Source organism: Polaromonas sp. (genome assembly GCF_012927485.1).
Lineage (GTDB): Bacteria > Pseudomonadota > Gammaproteobacteria > Burkholderiales > Burkholderiaceae_C > Polaromonas.
Window position 1 is genome coordinate 45697 of sequence record NZ_JABBPC010000009.1, and the last position, 18931, is coordinate 64627.

The window sequence follows — 18931 nt, forward strand, 5'->3', positions numbered from 1 at the left end:
TAAGCCCTCAATCCGAATGTCCGGATTCACGTTGATTGAGCTCATGGTCACCGTGGCTATCGTTGCTATTTTGGCCAGCGTCGCCCTGCCGGCCTATACCAGCTACATCGCGCGGGCCCGTCGTGCGGATGCCAGAACCCAGTTGGTGCAGGCGGCACAATTCATGCAGCGCTTCTATGCTGCGAACGACCAATATGTTCAAGATCGCGCCGGAAACAACATACTCGGCGCCTCTGTCGGGATGCCCGACAATCTGAGAAGGTCGCCAGCCGACGGTACTGCGGTGTACCAACTTAATACCAGTATCACAACGTCGGGAAACTACACCGCGACCGTGGCCATCGACGGCTACACCCTGAGCATGGCGCCTATTTCCGGCGGCAGCGCAGCGACCGATCCTTGTGGCATATTCACTCTTTCATCAACCGGCATACGGGACGTATCGGGCGCAACCAAAACTCGCGCTGAATGCTGGAAGTAGTCCCGCCGCAATCCTGACCTGGCAACGCTTACTGACTCATGCTTGAAACCGAGCGCCTGATGGCGCAAGCCTTGGCGCAGGCTGCCAAAGGCCTGCGCATCACTTCTCCCAACCCGCATGTCGGCTGCGTGATCGCGAACTCCCAAGGGCACGTTCTGGGCCAGGGCCATACCCAGCTGGCGGGTGGAGCCCATGCCGAAATCATGGCCCTGCGCGACGCCGAGGCAAAGGGTCACAGCGTGGTTGGGGCCACCGCTTATGTCACGCTGGAACCCTGCTCGCACCACGGTCGCACCGGGCCTTGCTGCGATGCGTTGGTAGCCGCCGGTATCAAACGGGTTGTGGCATCCACAGCCGATCCCAACCCCCTGGTTTCCAGTCAAGGTTTCGACCGGTTGCGGGCTGCGGGTATTGAGGTCGAAGTGGGCTGTGGCGCGGCGCAATCACGCGAATTAAACCTCGGTTTTTTCAGCCGCATGATCCGTAAAACGCCGTGGGTATGGATAAAAGTAGCCGCGTCGCTGGATGGCAAAACCGCGCTAAACAATGGCCGTAGCCAGTGGATCACGTCCGACGCGGCGCGTGCCGACGGGCATGCCTGGCGCGCGCGCTCTTGCGCGGTACTCACCGGCATTGGTACGGTGCTTGAAGACAATCCTCGGCTGGATGTGCGGCTTGTTGAAACACACCGCCAACCACATCTGATCGTGGTCGACAGTCGCCTCGAGACGCCGCTGGACGCCAATCTTTTTATACCGCGTCGCAAGGTCTACATCTATGCTGCTGCCGAAAATGCCGCAAAGAAATCAGCACTCGAAGCCCGCGGCGCTACCGTCATCTATTTGCCCGGCGCTAATGGGAAAGTCGATCTGGCGGCCATGCTGTGCGATCTGGCGCAGCGTGAAGTCAACGAACTGCACGTGGAGGCTGGACAAAAACTCAGCGGCTCTTTTATTCGCGAATGTCTGGTGGACGAGTTCGTGGTGTATCTGGCGCCCAAACTTATCGGTCAAGGGCGCGGGATGGCTGACTTTGGGCCCTTGGATGATTTGGCAAACGCGGTCCCGCTGGAATTTAAATCCACGGAAATACTGGGCCCGGATCTGCGCATCGTGGCGCGAGTTTGCGGTCGCGACCGGTTTTAGGTGACCGCTCAAAAGCCCACAGGGACAGTCCTGCTGCTGTCGCTGATGATGATCCTGGTGCCTGCGATGGGGGTTCCGAGCGAAGAATTGTTGCAAGACACCTTGAAGTCCATCGGGGTTTCATTTTTTGCATTAGCCGCCTCGTTCACCTTCTTTTGGCACTGCCACAAGCACAGCAACTATTTGCAATTTCACAGTTTGCTGTGTTTGCCAATTGGACTCATGACTTACGCGCTGGGCAGCATGGCGTGGTCGCATACCTACCTTGGCGGCGTGGAGGCGGTTCGCTGGTTTGTATTCAGCCTAATTCTTTTTTTGGGCTTGAACTCGTTGACCAACGCCCGGGTCACTTACTTGGCCTGGGGCATTCACCTTGGCGGGGTGCTGGCGGCGCTGTGGGCGGCCTTGCAATTCTGGTTTGATTTCAAGTTATTTGCACAAGGACCCAACCCGGCATCCACCTTTGTCAATCGCAATTTTTTTGCTGAATATCTGGTTTGTACCTTGCCTTTTTCTATGCTGCTGGTAAGCCGAGTCAGGGACAAGACATCGGCTTTTCTGTTGACGTTTTCTCTGGGCTTTAATGTTGCAGCGCTGATGATGACCGGCACCCGCTCCGCACTAATCGGTCTGGGGCTATTGGTGTTACTACTTCCGGCCATTGTTTTTTTGTACCGACGACAGTGTGTGTCAACCGGCTGGCGCGCCGGCCATTGCCTTGCCCTGGTGGCGCTGTTCATCGCCGCGGTTTGGGGTTTGGGCTCTATCAATACGGCCAATCCGAAGCTGATCGCCGAGTCAGGCTATGGGAACGCACTGGAGCGGGCGACCCAGCGTACCCTTTCGATGACGAAGTCCAGCGAGTACAGCACCGGTTCTTTTTCAATCCGCACCTTGCTGTGGCAGGCGACAGGTCGAATGATCCAGGCCCACCCGGTCACCGGAGTCGGCGCAGGCGCGTGGGAGGTGCAAGCCCCGCTCTACCAGGAGCCGGGAAGCCAGCTGGAGACAGACTATTACGCCCACAATGAAATTCTGCAATTGGTAGCCGAGTACGGGCTGGTCGGCTGGTTTTTTCTTTTGAGTCTGGCGACCTACCTCGCGTGGGCGGCGTACAAAACCTGGTCGGACAAGACGCTCGAGGGCCAGCGGGAAGCGCCGTTACGCGCGTTCACGCTGGCCAGTCTGCTGGTCTTTTTGTTGGTCAGCAATGCCGGCTTTCCGTGGCGCATGGCGACCACTGGCGCCTTGTTCGCATTGAGTCTGTCGATCCTTGCTGCCTCGGATGCGCGTCTGGGTGCGGGCAAAAGTTTTCTCTTGTTTTCCATTAACTGCAAGTCGCACTGCGCCGTCTGGGCCTTGTCCGCGACCGCTGTTTGCACCGGACTCGCTTTGTACATCGCGCAGCAAGCGATCGAGTGCGAGGCCAAGCTGGTACAAGCCATCAGGACAGCATTAACCATTGCCCAGTCTGGCCACCCCAACGACCCGCGCTGGGACAACGAAAAGATAAAAATTCTCCAGCTCATGCGGCAAGGCATCGCCATCAATCCGCATTATCGAAAACTCACACCCATGGTCGCTGACACCCTGGCGGGTTGGAATGACTGGAAAAACGCAACCTGGATTTGGGAATCTGTTCTTGACTCGCGCCCCAATGTGGTGGCCCTTCTCGCCAACGTGGCACGTGGATACCTGAAAGCTGACAACTTTCAGAAGGCCCAGGAATACCTCAACCGGGCCAAGAAGCTGCAACCAACCGCGCCGACTCTGGCCTCTTTGGAGGTCATGCTTTGGAGCCGAACCGGGAAAGACCGGGAAGCCGCAGTGCGGGCAAAGGAGCTCCTTCGGGCGGGCATTTTTGACTACGACCTGGTTCAAGCGGCGTATTTTTTAGGCCTAAGAAATCGGGATTCGGAACTTGCCATTCTGGCCTTGCAATCGCAAATAAAGACGTGGCCGAGTCAGGCAACGGACGGATGGCTCAAGTTGGGAAATATTTATGCGTCGGTTGAAGCAAAAAACGAGACCAAAGCGCAGCAAGCCTATACGGCGGCACTCGAGGCCGCTCCGCCAGCTTACGGAACTGCAACCTGGGCCATGATCCCCCCCAACTATCGCGCCAAAATTCAGTCACGCGCCAATCCTCATTGAGAGGTCCAGGGCGCCAGACCATGGGCGGCTACAGACATTTTTAGCCAGCTCCCGGTCAATGGGCCAGTTCCCTGCGAAAATAGCACCATGTTTACCGGAATCATCACCGGCATGGGGCGCATCGTCGCCGTCCATAGCCAGGGCAGCTCTTCAGATCATGGCAAGCGGCTCACCATTGAGACGCCTGCTGGCTACCTCGACGACGTGGGTCTGGGCGACAGCATCGCACTCAACGGCGCCTGCATGACGGCCACTGCACTGGACAGCACCCACAACCAGTTTTCCATCGATATTTCGGCTGAATCTCTTGCCAAAACCTGCGGTTTTGGTGAGACCGACGTCGTTAATCTGGAGAAAGCCCTTCGAGCCCATGACCGTCTTGGCGGGCATCTGGTTTCCGGTCACGTGGACGGTATAGGGTGCGTCACACATTTTGCTCAAGTGGGTGAAAGCTGGGAACTGCGCCTGCACGCTCCCCAAGAACTTAGTAAATATCTGGCCTACAAGGGCTCCATCACGGTGAACGGCGTGAGCCTGACCGTCAACCGGGTCTTTGATTTGACCGGGGATGCGGCAGGCAGCGAGATAAGTCTTAACATCATTCCCCACACAATTCAAAACACGGCGCTAGGCCAGCTCGCGAAGGGCTCTCAGGTCAACCTGGAAATCGACCTGATTGCCCGCTATGTGGAGCGAATGCTCAAAGACACCCCTACACAAAAAAAGGTTGACCCATGACGACTGTAATTTCTCCCATTGAGGACATTGTGGCCGACATGCGTGCAGGCCGCATGGTCATCCTCGTCGACGAAGAAGACCGCGAAAACGAGGGTGATTTGGTTCTGGCTGCAGACCACGTGACACCTGCCGCCGTCAATTTTATGGCGCGTTTTGGCCGTGGTCTGATCTGCTTGACCCTGACACGCGAACGCTGCGAATTGCTGCAACTGTCGCCCATGACGGCCCGAAACGGCGCTCAATATTCAACCGCGTTTACGGTGTCCATCGAAGCTGCCGAGGGCGTTACAACCGGTATTTCCGCAGCCGACCGCGCCCGCACCGTGCAAGCCGCAGTCGCCCAAAATGCCAAGATCAGTGACTTGGTGCAGCCGGGCCATATATTTCCTTTACAGGCGGTGGATGGCGGCGTTCTGATGAGGGCCGGCCACACCGAGGCCGGCTGCGATTTGGCAGGCATAGCGGGCTGCACACCTGCTGCCGTGATTTGCGAAATCATGAAGGACGACGGCACCATGGCCCGGTTGCCTGATTTGCAGGTATTTGCGACCGAACACGGCCTGAAGATCGGAACCATAGCCGATTTGATTCAGCACCGTAGCCGCAACGAGTCGCTGATCGAGAAGGTCGGCAGTCGCAGCCTTCAAACCGCGTTCGGAGAATTCACCGCCCACGCCTTCAAAGACAAACCGAGTCAGGGGTTGCACCTGGCGCTGGTGCGCGGGCAGTGGTCAGCTGACGATACCGTAACGGCGCGCGTACACGAGCCGCTATCGGTGCTGGACGTGCTGGAAACAGGTCGCCCGATGCATTCATGGAGCCTGGACCAGAGCCTAAAGCACATCGCCGACGAAGGCCGGGGCGTGGTGGTGCTGCTTAACTGCGGTGAAAGCGCCACGCAGCTACTGGCGCAGTTCGAAGGCACTGCACGCGCCAGCCAGGCCCCCGAACACGGCCGCATGGACTTGCGCACCTACGGCGTGGGCGCACAGATTTTGCAGGCCTGTGGCGTGCACAAAATGAACCTCATGGGCAAGCCCCGTCGCATGCCGAGCATGACGGGCTACGGCCTCGAAATCGTCGGTTACATCACAAAAAAATAAGTCAATCAATCAAAGGAGCTTCATCGTGTTTGGTGCAGAAAAAGGTTCGGCTGACAAGCTCGACGGCAAAAAACTTTTCATTGGTATTGTGCAGGCGCGCTTTAATGAAACCATTACAAACGCCTTGGCCGATGCCTGCAAACAGGAACTTGCCGCTTTGGGCGTAGAAGAAAAAAATATTACGCACGTGAAGGTACACGGTGCGTTGGAAATTCCTTGTGCGCTGCAAGCCCTGGCTGAGAGCGACAAATACGATGCCTTGGTGGCCCTCGGCTGCATTATTCGCGGTGAGACCTATCACTTTGAACTGGTGGCCAATGAAAGCGGTTCTGCCGTGACTCGGCTGGCGCTGGACTACCAATTGCCGATTGCGAACGCTATTTTGACCACCGAAAACATCTTGCAGGCAGAGGCGCGCCAACACGAAAAAGGGTGCGACGCAGCGCGTGTTGCGGTCGAGATGGCCAACCTGATGCGCGAACTTTCCTGATTCCCTGAACTCCAAATCAATTACCTCACCGACGCTTCATGGCCGAATCCATTATCAAACTCAAACGCCCTCCACAAACCCGTACCGGCCTCACTGACACCGGCGTCAAAAAAGCGGCTGACAAGTCGGCCCGTACCCGCGCACGCGAATTTGCATTGCAGGCCTTGTATCAACATCTGGTCGGCAGAAACGATGCAGAGTCTATTGATACGTTCACTCGCGATTTGGTAGGTTTTCACAAAGCGGACTCGGCTCACTACGATGCGCTGCTGCACGGCTGTATCCGCGACGCAAAAATACTCGACGAAAGTATTACCCCTTTGCTCGACCGGAAAATGGCCGAGATTTCGCCAGTCGAGCATGCCGTGCTGTGGATTGGCGTTTATGAATTTACCCATTGCCTGGATGTTCCTTACCGTGTCGTGATTAACGAATGCATTGAGCTTGCCAAGGCATTTGGCGGCACCGACGGCCATAAATACGTCAACGGCGTACTCCACAAAATGGCCCCTTCACTCCGCGGCGCAGAAGTCGCTGCAGATCAATCCAAATAAAACGGATGGGCCAACCCAGACCATGAAAGACTTGCAGTGAACATTGCGCAGCGGGCTCAAAGAATCGAGCCGTTTTATGTGATGGAGGTTGCCAAGGCAGCCTCCGCGATGGCGAAAGAGCTTTCCAACACGTCCTCGCCGATGATCTTTCTGAATATCGGCGAGCCCGACTTCACCGCGCCACCGCTGGTGCAAGAGGCGGCAATACGCGCCATTTCGCAGGGCGCGACGCAATACACCCAGGCCACAGGTCTGCCCGCCTTGCGGGAGCGCATCAGTCACTGGTACGCGACCCGCTTTAACGCACAGGTGGCTCCCAGCCGCATCATCATTACGGCGGGGGCCTCTGCGGCGCTCCAGCTTGCCTGCCTGGCATTGATTGACTCGGGTGACGAAATCCTCATGCCTGATCCGAGCTATCCGTGCAATCGGCACTTTGTCAGCGCCGCTGAAGGCACGGCCGTGTTAATTCCCACGACGTCTGACGAACGCTTTCAACTCACCCGGGAGAAGGTGCAAGCCGCATGGAACCGTAAATCGCGCGGCGTTCTGCTGGCTTCTCCTTCCAATCCCACCGGCACGTCGATCGCGCCGGAGGAGCTGCAGCGCATTCACGAATTTGTGCATAGCCAGGGCGGTGTCACCTTGATTGACGAGATCTACCTCGGATTAAGTTACGAGGAGCACTTCGGCCACACGGCGCTGGCCATGCCAGGCGACTTGGGCCAGAGCGTTATCAGCATTAACAGCTTCAGCAAATACTTCAATATGACGGGCTGGCGGCTCGGCTGGCTGGTAGTGCCAGAGGCGCTGGCACCGGTGATTGAACGAATTGCGCAAAACCTCTTTATCTGCGCCAGCACCGTGGCGCAGCATGCCGCGCTGGCCTGCTTTGAGCCCGACAGCCTGCTGGAGTACGAGCGCCGCCGTGCCGAGTTCAAGGCGCGGCGCGACTACTTCATTCCCGAGCTCAACCGCCTCGGGCTTCGCGTGCCCGTGATGCCCGACGGCGCTTTCTACGCCTACGCCGACTGCACTGCAGCCGCCGCGCGGCTGGGCGTGAGTGGTAGCTGGGACTTTGCCTTTGAACTGATGCAGCGCGCCCATCTCGCGGTGACACCAGGGCGCGATTTCGGACGCGTCGCGCCTGAACAGTTTGTTCGGTTTTCTACCGCCAGCTCCCTGAATCATTTGCAGGAAGCCGTGACGCGACTGGAGTCGTTGCTTGGCTAAACGAGACACCGAGGCACTTGTGCAGACGCGTCAGACGGCTGGATTCCAGTGGCCCGTACGCGTGTACTGGGAAGACACAGATGCCGGTGGTATCGTTTTTTATGCCAATTATTTGAAGTTTTTCGAGCGGGCTCGCACTGAGTGGCTCCGGTCGCTGGGCATTGAGCAACGCTGTCTGAAGGACAGCACGGGGGGCCTCTTCGTGGTGGCTGAAACCAGTATTCGTTACCACCGCCCCGCACGTCTTGACGATGAACTGATTGTTACGGCGAGCCTGATCGAAAAAGGCCGTGCGTCCCTGACAATCAAACAACAGGCGCTATTAAAAACAGAGCAGCAAACTACGGGAAATGCCGATGTGCAGGCCGCTACCCTGCTCTGCGAAGGAACGATACGAATTGGCTGGGTGAACGCCTCCAGTCTGCAGCCCGAACGCATTCCAGCGGCCATCCTTGGCAGCTTAAAAACTTGATACAAGCTTCAACATGAACCAAGACCTTTCCATTGTCACTCTCATTCTTAACGCAAGCTGGGTCGTCCAGGGCGTGGTTGCGTTGCTGGTGGGCGTTTCCATCGCCAGCTGGGCCGCGATTTTCAGAAAAATTGTTTCGCTCAAACAGGCGCAAAAGTTGAACGACGAGTTCGATCGCGAGTTCTGGTCTGGCACCAGTCTGAACGACCTGTTTGCGGGCGCGGCTCAAAACGCCAAACACTCGGGCTCCATGGAACGCATTTTTGCCAGCGGCATGCGTGAATATCAGAAATTGCGCGAGCGGCACATCAATGACGCCGGCACCTTGCTAGACGGGGCGCGCAGGGCCATGCGGGCCAGTTACCAACGCGAACTCGACACCATCGAAGTCAACCTCTCGTTTCTCGCCACCGTCGGATCGGTATCACCCTATGTGGGCCTGTTTGGTACGGTCTGGGGCATCATGCACGCCTTCACCGGGCTGGCAGCGCTTGAGCAGGTCACGCTGGCCACAGTAGCACCCGGTATTGCGGAGGCGCTGGTCGCAACGGCGATCGGTCTTTTTGCCGCGATTCCAGCCGTGGTTGCCTACAACCGCTTTTCGCACGATATTGACCGGATCGCAAATCGCCTGGAAACCTTTATAGAAGAGTTTTCCAACATCCTTCAGCGCAACCTGGGCGCCCAGTCACCCTCTGGTCACTAAGCCAGGAACAAACCGTTATGCCAGCAGTCAATTCCCGCGGCCGGGGTCGCCGCACCATTAGCGAAATTAACATGGTGCCGTTTATCGACGTCATGTTGGTGCTGCTCATCATCTTTATGGTGACCGCCCCGCTGATCACGCCCAGCATGATTGCCCTGCCCAAAGTAGGCAAGGCCTCCAAACAACCGTTGAACCCAGTGCAAATCGTCATTGGCAAGGACGAGACCGTTCAGATCAAGATCAAAACCGATGTCGTACCCAGCTCGGTGCGAAACGTGGCGAGCGAAATCGTGAAGAGGGAGCCGGCGGTCAAAGCGACAGGGGCTGAGGCAGTACCCGTTGTCATCACCGCAGACAAGTCCGTCAAGTACGAAACCGTGGTCCAGGTCATGGACACCTTGCAAAAAGCAGGGGTGTCGCGTGTGGGCCTTTCTGTGCAAACGGGCAAGTGACCAACGTCTGACCTGAAAGTTGCCCGAAGTTCACCATGCCCAGCGCTACAGATCGATTTGAATTTACCCCGCCTCGCGACACGGGATCTCTGCGGGCTTTCGGCTGGGCCTTGCTCGTCCACGCGTTACTCATCGCGGCATTGACCTGGGGGGTTAACTGGAAGCGCAGCGATCCGGCGGTTTCGTTTGAAGCCGAGATATGGTCCAGCCTGCCGCAGGAGGCCGCACCCAAACTCGTCGAGACAGCGCCGGTACCGCCGCCGCCCGAGCCAGCGCCAGTACCGAAGTCCGCGCCCACCCCCGTGGAAATCAAGGTGGCGCCACCCGCGCCTGACGTGGACATCGCCCTGAAGCAGGAGAAAAAGCGCAAATTGCTTCAGCAGCAAAAAGAAGCTGAATTACAAAAGGTAGAAAAGGCACAGAAGTTGCAAGAAGAGCTGAAGGCCGAACTGCAAGCAAAAAAAGAAAAAGAGAAGGAAAAAGAGAAAGAGAAATTACAGAAGGCCAAGGAAGATCTCGCCCAACGAAAAGCTTCTGAAGAGGTCAAAAAAGCCGATGCCAAAAAGCAGGATGCAAAAGACCAGGAGAAAGAAAAGCAGGCAGCGCTTGCTGGTAAAAAGCAGCGCCAGGATGCGCTCAACCGCATGATGGGCTTGGCCGGTGCTACCGGTGGCGCCGAGGCAAAGGGTTCCGCTCAAAAATCCGGTGGGCCTTCAGCCAGCTATGGCGGCAAAGTCAGAGCCGCCGTTAAACCCAACGTCGTTTTCACCGAAGACATTTCGGGCAACCCCAAAGCCGAGGTCGAGGTGCGGACCACCCTTGATGGCACTATCCTGAGCCAGCGCTTGCTCAAGTCGAGCGGAAACAAATCGTGGGATGAAGCGGTTATTAAAGCCATCATTCGAACCGGTACCTTGCCACCAGACATCGATGGCCGTGTTCCCACGCCCATGATTCTTGAATTCCGTCCCAAGGGATAGGCTATCGCTTCATTGAGCTATTAATAAAATAGCACGTCGCGCTTGTTTTTATTGGGTTAAACACTTTCTCATTCGTAAATTATGCTGGCCAAACCTCTGTCTGCCTGCGCCATCCAACTTGCCAGCGCGGCATCGGTTGGAAAGAATTTGGCAGCATCGCCCAGTTGAAGATCGGCGGTGACGCCCTCCCTGCGCAGGCTCAGACGCACCGGCAATCCACGGAACAACTCACCTTGTTCCGACATCTCTCGACGCGGAGGAAAATCCTTCACCAGCCGCGCAATATCTGGAACCGAGCCATTCACGGCCACACGCAGATACTTGCCAAACTTACAGCGTGCGGCCTCCAGATCCCACACCTGTGTCACCTTGAAGCGGCGCCCGAAGCGCTCGGACGCGCCCTGCAAAGTGCCTTGCACAATCACCAATTCGTCGTCTTTCAGAAGATTGCGGTTGGCGTTGAAAGTCGCCTCGTCCACCGACGCTTCCAGTACATCGGTTTTGTCGTCGAGCTTGAAAACAACCATCTTTCCGCGGTTGCCATTGATCACGCGCAAATCACTCACGATGGCCGCCAGCAATTGCGATTCACGAGAGTCGATCAGGTCTTCAATTTTTCGCTTGGCAAAGTGCCGTACTTCGGTCTCAACCTCGTCGAATAGGTGCCCTGACAGGTAAAAGCCAATTGCCGTTTTTTCAAGCACCAAGCGCGCCTTTACGCCGAAAGGAACAGCCGAGACCAGCGCCGGCTCTTGAGAGCTGGCCGCATGCGAATCCGACATGTCAAACAGTCCGCCCTGGTTGGCATTGGCTTCGGTGGCGGCAGAAAATTCGAAGGCGCGGTCTACCGAGGCCAGCAGTTCCGCGCGGTTCAAATGCAGATTGTCAAAAGCGCCGCCTTTAATGAGCGCCTCGACCGTGCGCTTGTTCATCTTGCTGCGGTCAACGCGCACACAAAAATCGTACAGCGAGGTGAACGGGCCGCTTGCCTTGCGAGCGGCGACGATGGCGGCAATCGCCTGCTGGCCGGTGCCCTTGATGGCGCCCAGCCCGTAACGCACGCTGGAATTGTTGATAGGCTCAAATCGGTAGTCACCACGGTTGACGTCAGGTGATTCGAACTGGATACCCATTTTCTGTGCATCGCCAAACAACACTTTCAGCTTGTCGGTGTCGTCCGCTTCAACGGTCATATTGGCCGCAAAGAACTCCGCCGTGTAGTGCACCTTGAGCCAGGCGGTGTGATAGGCCAGCAGGGCGTAAGCGGCAGAGTGCGACTTGTTGAAGCCGTACCCCGCAAACTTTTCCATCAAGTCAAATACTTCGTCGGCCTTTTCTTCACTCAGGCCGCCCTCGCCTGCGCCTTTGCGAAACACCTCGCGCTGGGCGTCCATCTCTTCTTTCTTTTTCTTGCCCATGGCGCGGCGCAGCATATCAGCGCCACCAAGTGAATAGCCGCCCAAAATCTGCGCGGTCTGCATCACCTGCTCCTGGTAAACCATGATGCCGTAGGTCTCTTCCAGGATAGCCTTGACGCGCGGATCCGGGTACTCCGGCACTTCCTTGCCTTGCTTGCGCGCGATGTAGGTGGGAATCAACTCCATCGGCCCCGGCCGGTAAAGGGCGTTCATGGCAATCAAGTCTTCCAACCGGTCTGGTTTGGCATCCTTGAGCATGCGCTGCATGCCGATACTTTCAAACTGGAATACTGCTTCGGTCTGTCCCCGGCTAAAGAGGTCATACACCTTTTTGTCATTCAGCGGCAAATTCTCGAAGCTGAAATCTTTTTGCGCCGGATGGCGCTGGATGATGAATTCCTTCGCGATTTCCAGGATAGTCAGGGTGGCCAGCCCCAAGAAGTCGAACTTGACAAGGCCGATCGCTTCCACGTCGTCCTTGTCGAACTGGCTTACCGCGGAGCCGCTGCCCGGCTGAGCATAGAGAGGGCAAAAGTCGGTCAACTTTCCGGGTGCGATCAGCACACCGCCGGCGTGCATGCCGATGTTTCGCGTCAACCCTTCGAGCTTACGCGCCAGCTCCAGCAGGGTGCGCACGTCCTCTTCCTTGCGCTCGCGCTCAGCCAGAATCGGTTCGGCCTCTATGGCATAAACCAGTTTGTCGTTTTTGTCGCGGTCTGCTGGCGGCAATTGCAAGGTGACGGCCTGGCCTGGCTTGTTGGGAATCAGCTTGGAAATACCATCACAAAAACCATACGGAAAATCAAGCACGCGTCCCACATCGCGAATAGCCGCGCGCGCCGCCATGGTGCCAAAAGTCACGATCTGACTGACTGCATCCTTGCCATACTTGTCCTTCACGTAGTCAATCACGCGGTCGCGGTTAAGCTGGCAAAAATCAATATCGAAGTCGGGCATCGAAACCCGTTCCGGATTCAAAAACCGCTCGAACAGCAGGTTGTATTGCAAGGGGTCCAGGTCGGTGATTTTCATCGCATAAGCCACCAGTGAGCCTGCCCCGGAACCGCGTCCCGGGCCCACCGGACAGCCATTGTTTTTGGCCCAGTTAATGAAGTCGCTCACGATCAGGAAGTAGCCCGGAAACCCCATGTTCAGGATGGTGTTGATCTCGAACTCCAACCGCTCCACATAAACCGGCCGTTTCTCATTGCGACGCGCTTCTTGGGGGTACAAATGCGCCAGACGCGCTTCCAGGCCATCGAACGAAATCTTGCGAAAATACGCATCGATAGGGAGCCGTACACCGTCCACTTCCGGCGTCGGGTAGTCGGGCAGCATGGGCTTTCCCAACACCAGCGTGAGACTGCAGCGCTTCGCAATCTCAAGCGTGTTGGCAAGGGCAGAAGGAACGTCGGCGAACAACTCCGTCATCTGGGCCGTCGACTTGAAATATTGCTCCCGCGTGAACTTGCGTACACGGCGTGCATTGCCCAGAATTTCTCCCTCAGAAATACAAACGCGCGCTTCATGTGCTTCGTAATCGTCGAAGGTTAAAAACTGTACAGGATGCGTGGCGACCACAGGCAGCCCGAGCCGGGCCGCCAATTGCACCGCAGCCGTCACATGGCGTTCGTCATCGGGCCGCTGGGCACGTTGCAATTCCAGGTAAAAACGATGCGGAAAGATGCCTGCCAGATACAGGGCAGACTCAAGCGCCCGCTCGCTGTCTCCCTGCACCAAGGCCTGACCGACGGCACCGCCCTGTGCACCCGACAGGGCGATCAAGCCCTCATTGAGTTCTTCCAGCCACTCCAGCTGGATAACGGCTTGGTCCCGCACTACATTTTTCGTCCAGGCACGCGTCAGCAGTTCTGACAGATTCAGGTAGCCGCGGTGATTTTGTACCAGCAACAACAGGCGGGCCGCCGGTGCACCGGCATTCTTTCCGGGCACTTGCACCCAAACATCGGCGCCAATCAAAGGCTTCACGCCAGCCCCCCGACATTCCTTGTAAAACTTGACGGTGCCAAAGAGGTTGCTCAAGTCGGTAATGGCAAGAGCGGGTTGCTGGTCCGCTGCGGCGGCCTCAACGATTTCATCGATACGGTTGGTACCGTCAACAACTGAAAACTCAGTGTGAATTCTTAAATGGACAAACATACGCTTCATTTTAGGACGCAGCCTCTGACTGCCCACGCCATTGCATCGCTGCAGCAGGGTATGCCTTGCCTACACTCCCGCACATCATGCGTATTCTGAATGTTGCAGCGCATAAGTTTGTCGCGCTAGACGGCCAGCTGGAATTGTAAGCAGCGCTGCTCGGCGCGCTGCAGGCGCTTGATATCAGGGGCGCTGTGCAGCTTGCTAAAGACGGTTTTACCCTGTTTTCTGGCAGAGGTAGTGCCGACATTCATGATCTTTTGGCATGACTACGGGCCGAAGGTCGACTTGATGACCTTGAAATCAAGGAAAGCTGGTCCAGAGTGGCGTCCGTCTTGACGCGGGGCACGCGCTATTTCGAGCGATTAAAGTCGTCAGCACATATTCAAACAGGGTCATCGACCGGTTGAATCCAAGAGCGAAAGCCGACATCCAAGCGCAAGGTCCACTGGGCTATAGTGCTTGCATTGTGAAATGTCGAAGAGCGTGGTCCGGTGCCAATGCGCCAAGATAGGCGACAAGATAAAGGGGGACTGAAGTGACACTAGCGTTTCAGGAAAAATCTTTGCAAACCTTGGCTGCATGCGGCTTACCGCCCAATGGACTGATTCGTATCCAGTTTTGGAATTCTGGTTTATCTGGTCGGATAAGCTGGGATTGCCAGAATATCCGACGGTCTACATCACGTTAGGAGGCGAGAAAGCCATGACCATCCGAGAACAGGTTGAAGATGCATCCTTCTTGGCGCAGAACGGCCGCCACGTTGGCGCGCTTACAACGCTCATGCTTGCCGTCGCCGCTTCGTCTAGGAGGACGTTTCCAAAGGGCACGAAATCGCGCGAGAAGCCCAAGGAAGAAATGTCGGATCGCGAAGCCTTCACCCTATTCCTTGGCGGTCGCATACGGAAGATCCTGTTTGGAGACTTCGGCGCTCCAGACGAAGGAACATCAGGCATCTCTGTTGGGTTTCGCCAAGCACAACATGACGTCGCCGTTGTTCTCTACAAATACTATCGATGCGAACTTGTGCATGACGGTGAACTTCCAGAGGATGTCGAGTTCAGTGCTGCGAAGCAGCCTTCGGCCGGCCTGAACATAAGCAACCGAGGCCTGCAAGTCTCGATAAGCACCGGCAACAAGATGGTTCTCGACCATGGCTGGATCGACCTGCTACGGGAAGCAGTCACAAATGCACGCTGCAATGGGACCGAGTTCGGCATTCAGCACTTCGATCTCGTCCTCATGCCGGGTATTGACGAGCCAACGTTTCTTGCTTCTCTCGTCGAGAAATACGAGACAAGCCCGGGGCGTGTTCAGATACTAAAGCACGCAGTCCGGAAGCTCTCACCCGAGTCGATAACAAGCGCAGCCGGAGACGCCATAGCGAAAGGCTTCAGCGCACTGGTTCATTCCCAGGAGATCAATGGCGGAGCGATAACTGGTTTGAGAAGCCACGGTTTCACCAATGACCAAGGCGTCTTGCTTCAGCGAGGCATTGAGCTATTGCGTGAAATTGCATCCAGGTACCGCCTTGTCGCCGCCTCCTAACTATTCCTTCAAGCGGACGTGCCTACGGCACGCCGCTTAAGTCAAACGTTGAACGACTGCTATCGGCCGCCCCGAATGTCTGGAATCAGTCTGCCAGAGCCGGTGATCGTTCTCCGAAGCTTTCCTTCAAAACTGAAAGTCAGGTATCGAGCGCGGTGTCCTTCGGTTGTGCAGCGTAAGCGGGGTTCGCGATCGGCAGCTTTCAGGTCGCTCAATTTGCAATTCCGACCCGTATGTTTTGCGCAAGTCGCGGCCCAAACAAGCTTACAGGTTTCCACTCAGTTGCAGCCAGACCAGATCAGGGGCCGACGCCCAGCAGTAAAAAACTACTGCTTGTAATTGTGCTGAAATGGCCGTGATGGCCTTCGGGCTACCCATCACAGTGCGCATCAGCCACGCGCTGACACGCGAGCGGCTTCGCGCCAACAGCGTCTTTGGTGAACCCCAAGTCGTGCAAGGTCATGATCACCGCCTGAGCGAACGGGGTGTGTGGCTCTGCACCCAAAAGTGCGACCAGCTTGCGGTTGTCCAGCGCATGCGCAGTGTTCCACAAATAGCGCATCTCCAGCAGCGCCGCCCAGATGGGTGCAAACAGCGCACCAACGCGTATGACGGACCAAGGCAACTGGCTGTATTGCAGACAGGCGTCGGGCTTCACCCAGCCCTGGGCATGTGCAATGGGTTCCATCGTATCCAGCCATTGCTGGCCGGTGATGCCGTGACCTGCAAAGTGGAAGACTTCAAATGCCCTGAGGGAGTCGCGACGTGCAGCCACTTCGGCAAAAGTGCGGGCTAGGTCCGGCAAATAGGCCCAAGCCGTAGCAACGTCCTTGTGACCGGGATAAACGAACTTGCCCTTTTGAATGTCTTTGACAATGGCCTGGTCAAACCAGCTACCTTTACCACTGCCGAAAAAGTCTCCGGCACGGATCACGATAGCGCGGACACCACTGCGGTGAATCTGCTCTTCCATAGCGATGCGGATCTGGCCCTTGACCGTCTTTGCCCGTTGCGGCGTGTCCTCTGACAAGACCGGGGGCATGTCCGTCCCAAAGTTATAGATGTTGCCCATGAACATCAACGTGGCTTTGAGTGCGCGGGCGATCTCGATGGCCGCTTCAGTCAGGGGCATCGCCTGGGCTTTCCAAGCCTTGTGGGTGTAGATTGGGTTCAAGGCATGCACCACCACGCAGGCACCTTGGGCGGCGCGGGCTACCGCAGCGGTGGCTCGCAAGTCAGTGGCTATCCACTTGATGCGGTGGTCCGTTGCGGCCTCTGTGGGCACTTGTGCGCCGGGGCGGATCAGGCCCAGCACACGCCAGCCAGCGTCGGCAAAAGCGCGGGCAGTAGCCAGACCGAAACGTCCGCGTGCGCCCAAAATTAAAACGGTAGGTTGCATGGTGGTAATCCTTTTGAACAGAAACGTTTGTTGTGTTGACGTGAATTATGAAAACAAAGCGCGTGGTTCACAATTGCATAAATGTTGATACCAGAAATGCAAATATGCATACCTCTCCATGATTACCAGCGCTCCCCCCTCGTTTGACTGGCGCCTGGTGCGCTCCTTCCTTGCAGCCCTAAACCATGGCAGCCTGCTGAGTGCGGCCAAGGTGCTGCACACCAGTTAACCCACGCTGGGAAGGCATATTGCTGAGTTGGAAAACCAGCTGGGCGTGGTGCTGTTTGAGCGCACCGGGCGCGGCTTGGTACCCACTGCCACCGCGCTCAAACTGGCCGATGCCGCACGCGGTATGGCCGATGGCGCAGACCAGTTGGCACGCACCCTAACCGGTACCCAAGCCAAAAAAACCGGTACGGTGCGTATTACCGCCAGTACACCGGTGGCAGTGCAAATTCTTCCTCCCATCCTGTTGCAGATGCGTCAAGCCCTGCCCGACATTCAGGTGGAATTGGTCTCCAGCAACACAGTGAGTAACTTGCTGCGGCGTGAAGCCGATATTGCGGTGCGCATGGTCCGACCTGAACAGGGCACCCTTGTCGCCAAAAAGATAGGTGACGTGACCGTGGGTGCCTTTGCACACCGCGCCTATCTGGCACGACGCAGCCCGATACGCCGGCCACTGGACCTGATAGACCATGAGCTGATCGGCAGCGACACTAACACCGCCATACTGGATGGCTTCAAGGCGATGGGTTTTGCGGCGAGCAAAAATTTGTTTGCGCTTCGCACGGACGATTTCATCGTGCAATGGCAAGCCGTCCGCGCGGGCCTGGGCATTGGGTTTATAGCAAGCTACGCGGCGCGCGTCGACCCCGATGTGGTGCAGGTGCTGCCCGACTTGCTGCGTATCCCGCCCTTGCCCATGTGGCTTGCGGTGCACCGCGAAATACGCACTAGCCGACTCATTCGTTCGGTTTATGATTTTCTAGCGGAGGTACTTCCCAACGCTCTTTAACGCAAAGTTTTGTGCGACGTCTGAGGAGGCTCAGATTTACAAAATCATCGCCACATTGCCTACTGGCGGCCTGCCGATGTCGATGACTGCAATGGGGGACCCATTTCGGCAAGCTAAAGGACAGCAGTCAGTCTGCCAGAGCCGGTGAGCGTTCTTCGAACGCTGACCTTCAAAACTGAAAGTCAGGTATCGAGCGCGGTGTCCTTCGGTTGCGCAGCGAAAGGCGACCCCGTAACCGGTGAACTGAAACATAAGGATGTAAGAAGTGAAGACGCTCTTGTCGATAGTCTCCCTGTTGCTTTGCATTGCAGTTGGTGTCAGGATTTATGATGCGTTTGCTACACCAGATAGGCTTACATGCGTAGCCAATGAATTCAACTTTGGTTGCTTCACACCTTTGGGCTGGGCGATTTCGCTCGCGGCAGCAGCACTTGTGGTTCTGGCAATCTATGTCTGGGAGCGCTTTCGTGGCTGATAGGTCGCTCCGTTCTAACTGGCATATACGTTGTGTGACCGCTTCCGGACGAAGTGAAAGACTGCAAACAGTCTGACGCGAACAGTGGTGGCTACTCGACGGCGCATCGTGTCCATTTAACTTGTTTACGACTTTAGACGGTCCTGTTCTCAAGTCGAAACGCTGGAACAGCGCATGGAACTTCGCGTGAGGTTGACGACTTCAATTGCGTGGCATGCGCAATGCGCTTGAGGTGCATGAACCAACCAACCAGCCATCGATTGGCGCATCGGCGACCTCACCGTGTTTCCGGATGCCATGCAAAGTCGTCATGAAAAGCTGAAGATCAAAACGGTCGCGAATTTTTGTATCGGATGTAGTCGCGGCGGCAGGGCGGAATTCTGTAAGATTTCGAAGTCACTACAT

17 protein-coding genes are annotated in these 18931 nt (G+C 56.6%); 15 read left to right on the forward strand and 2 right to left on the reverse strand.

All coding sequences use genetic code 11. The features are described from left to right. Positions 1-16 precede the first annotated feature (16 nt). The 12 genes from HHJ16_RS02840 (at position 17) to tolA (ending at position 10508) form a co-directional block, all read left to right on the forward strand. On the forward strand, positions 17-481 hold the full coding sequence (locus HHJ16_RS02840) for a type IV pilin protein (RefSeq protein ID WP_293640466.1): 465 nt from the start codon (positions 17-19) through the stop codon (positions 479-481). Positions 482-540: 59 nt separating this feature from the next. Next, entirely contained in the window at positions 541-1626 is a 1086-nt protein-coding gene (gene ribD, locus HHJ16_RS02845; protein ID WP_293640779.1) for a bifunctional diaminohydroxyphosphoribosylaminopyrimidine deaminase/5-amino-6-(5-phosphoribosylamino)uracil reductase RibD, read from the forward strand. Then, a complete protein-coding gene (locus tag HHJ16_RS02850; protein WP_293640467.1) occupies positions 1627-3780 on the forward strand; it encodes an O-antigen ligase family protein in 2154 nt (717 codons plus the stop codon). Positions 3781-3867: 87 nt separating this feature from the next. After that, a complete protein-coding gene (locus tag HHJ16_RS02855; protein ID WP_293640469.1) occupies positions 3868-4518 on the forward strand; it encodes a riboflavin synthase in 651 nt (216 codons plus the stop codon). Next, positions 4515-5621, forward strand: coding sequence for a bifunctional 3,4-dihydroxy-2-butanone-4-phosphate synthase/GTP cyclohydrolase II (ribBA, locus tag HHJ16_RS02860; RefSeq protein ID WP_293640470.1), 1107 nt, complete (start codon positions 4515-4517; stop codon positions 5619-5621). The genes HHJ16_RS02855 and ribBA overlap by 4 nt, the downstream gene beginning before the upstream one ends. 25 nt (positions 5622-5646) lie before the next feature. Then, entirely contained in the window at positions 5647-6111 is a 465-nt protein-coding gene (gene ribH / locus HHJ16_RS02865; RefSeq protein ID WP_293640471.1) for a 6,7-dimethyl-8-ribityllumazine synthase, read from the forward strand. Between the two features lie 38 nt (positions 6112-6149). Beyond that, a complete protein-coding gene (nusB, locus tag HHJ16_RS02870) occupies positions 6150-6665 on the forward strand; it encodes a transcription antitermination factor NusB (RefSeq protein WP_293640472.1) in 516 nt (171 codons plus the stop codon). Positions 6666-6701: 36 nt separating this feature from the next. Further along, the gene (locus HHJ16_RS02875; RefSeq protein ID WP_293640473.1) at positions 6702-7898 is read left to right on the forward strand and encodes a pyridoxal phosphate-dependent aminotransferase; all 1197 of its coding nucleotides are present in this window, start codon (positions 6702-6704) and stop codon (positions 7896-7898) included. Beyond that, positions 7891-8370 (forward strand): tol-pal system-associated acyl-CoA thioesterase, encoded by a 480-nt coding sequence (locus HHJ16_RS02880; protein WP_293640475.1) that lies wholly within the window; start codon positions 7891-7893, stop codon positions 8368-8370. The genes HHJ16_RS02875 and HHJ16_RS02880 overlap by 8 nt, the downstream gene beginning before the upstream one ends. A 13-nt stretch (positions 8371-8383) precedes the next feature. After that, positions 8384-9076, forward strand: coding sequence for a protein TolQ (gene tolQ, locus HHJ16_RS02885; RefSeq protein ID WP_293640477.1), 693 nt, complete (start codon positions 8384-8386; stop codon positions 9074-9076). A 17-nt stretch (positions 9077-9093) separates the two neighbouring features. Further along, the gene (locus tag HHJ16_RS02890) at positions 9094-9528 is read left to right on the forward strand and encodes a biopolymer transporter ExbD (RefSeq protein WP_293640479.1); all 435 of its coding nucleotides are present in this window, start codon (positions 9094-9096) and stop codon (positions 9526-9528) included. Positions 9529-9863: 335 nt separating this feature from the next. Continuing rightward, positions 9864-10508, forward strand: coding sequence for a cell envelope integrity protein TolA (gene tolA / locus HHJ16_RS02895; protein WP_366557453.1), 645 nt, complete (start codon positions 9864-9866; stop codon positions 10506-10508). Between the two features lie 68 nt (positions 10509-10576). Here tolA and dnaE read toward each other — a convergent pair whose 3' ends face one another. After that, the gene (dnaE, locus tag HHJ16_RS02900; protein ID WP_293640481.1) at positions 10577-14086 is read right to left on the reverse strand and encodes a DNA polymerase III subunit alpha; all 3510 of its coding nucleotides are present in this window, start codon (positions 14084-14086) and stop codon (positions 10577-10579) included. Between the two features lie 705 nt (positions 14087-14791). Here dnaE and HHJ16_RS02905 point away from each other — a divergent pair. Further along, complete coding sequence (locus tag HHJ16_RS02905; protein WP_293640482.1) at positions 14792-15634, forward strand: hypothetical protein; 843 nt, start codon at positions 14792-14794, stop codon at positions 15632-15634. A gap of 370 nt (positions 15635-16004) precedes the next feature. On the opposite strand, the gene HHJ16_RS02910 is transcribed toward HHJ16_RS02905, so the two are convergent. After that, a complete protein-coding gene (locus HHJ16_RS02910) occupies positions 16005-17033 on the reverse strand; it encodes a sugar nucleotide-binding protein (RefSeq protein WP_293640483.1) in 1029 nt (342 codons plus the stop codon). Positions 17034-17268: 235 nt separating this feature from the next. Between HHJ16_RS02910 and HHJ16_RS02915 the strand changes: the two genes are divergently transcribed. Both HHJ16_RS02915 and HHJ16_RS02920 read left to right on the forward strand, forming a co-directional pair. After that, complete coding sequence (locus tag HHJ16_RS02915; RefSeq protein WP_366557456.1) at positions 17269-18051, forward strand: LysR family transcriptional regulator; 783 nt, start codon at positions 17269-17271, stop codon at positions 18049-18051. Positions 18052-18316: 265 nt separating this feature from the next. After that, positions 18317-18526 carry a hypothetical protein gene (locus tag HHJ16_RS02920; RefSeq protein ID WP_293640484.1) on the forward strand — a complete coding sequence of 70 codons (210 nt, stop codon included), beginning with the start codon at positions 18317-18319 and terminating at the stop codon, positions 18524-18526. Positions 18527-18931: the final 405 nt, after the last annotated feature.

What these genes read in the sequence shown, in the direction of transcription:
- HHJ16_RS02840 (WP_293640466.1), top strand. Translation starts at nt 17, where the DNA reads ATGTCCGGATTCACGTTGATTGAGCTCATGGTCACCGTGGCTATCGTT.
- ribD (WP_293640779.1), top strand. Translation starts at nt 541, where the DNA reads ATGGCGCAAGCCTTGGCGCAGGCTGCCAAAGGCCTGCGCATCACTTCT.
- HHJ16_RS02855 (WP_293640469.1), top strand. Translation starts at nt 3,868, where the DNA reads ATGTTTACCGGAATCATCACCGGCATGGGGCGCATCGTCGCCGTCCAT.
- ribBA (WP_293640470.1), top strand. Translation starts at nt 4,515, where the DNA reads ATGACGACTGTAATTTCTCCCATTGAGGACATTGTGGCCGACATGCGT.
- nusB (WP_293640472.1), top strand. Translation starts at nt 6,150, where the DNA reads ATGGCCGAATCCATTATCAAACTCAAACGCCCTCCACAAACCCGTACC.
- tolQ (WP_293640477.1), top strand. Translation starts at nt 8,384, where the DNA reads ATGAACCAAGACCTTTCCATTGTCACTCTCATTCTTAACGCAAGCTGG.
- HHJ16_RS02890 (WP_293640479.1), top strand. Translation starts at nt 9,094, where the DNA reads ATGCCAGCAGTCAATTCCCGCGGCCGGGGTCGCCGCACCATTAGCGAA.
- dnaE (WP_293640481.1), bottom strand. Translation starts at nt 14,086, where the DNA reads ATGTTTGTCCATTTAAGAATTCACACTGAGTTTTCAGTTGTTGACGGT.
- HHJ16_RS02905 (WP_293640482.1), top strand. Translation starts at nt 14,792, where the DNA reads ATGACCATCCGAGAACAGGTTGAAGATGCATCCTTCTTGGCGCAGAAC.
- HHJ16_RS02910 (WP_293640483.1), bottom strand. Translation starts at nt 17,033, where the DNA reads ATGCAACCTACCGTTTTAATTTTGGGCGCACGCGGACGTTTCGGTCTG.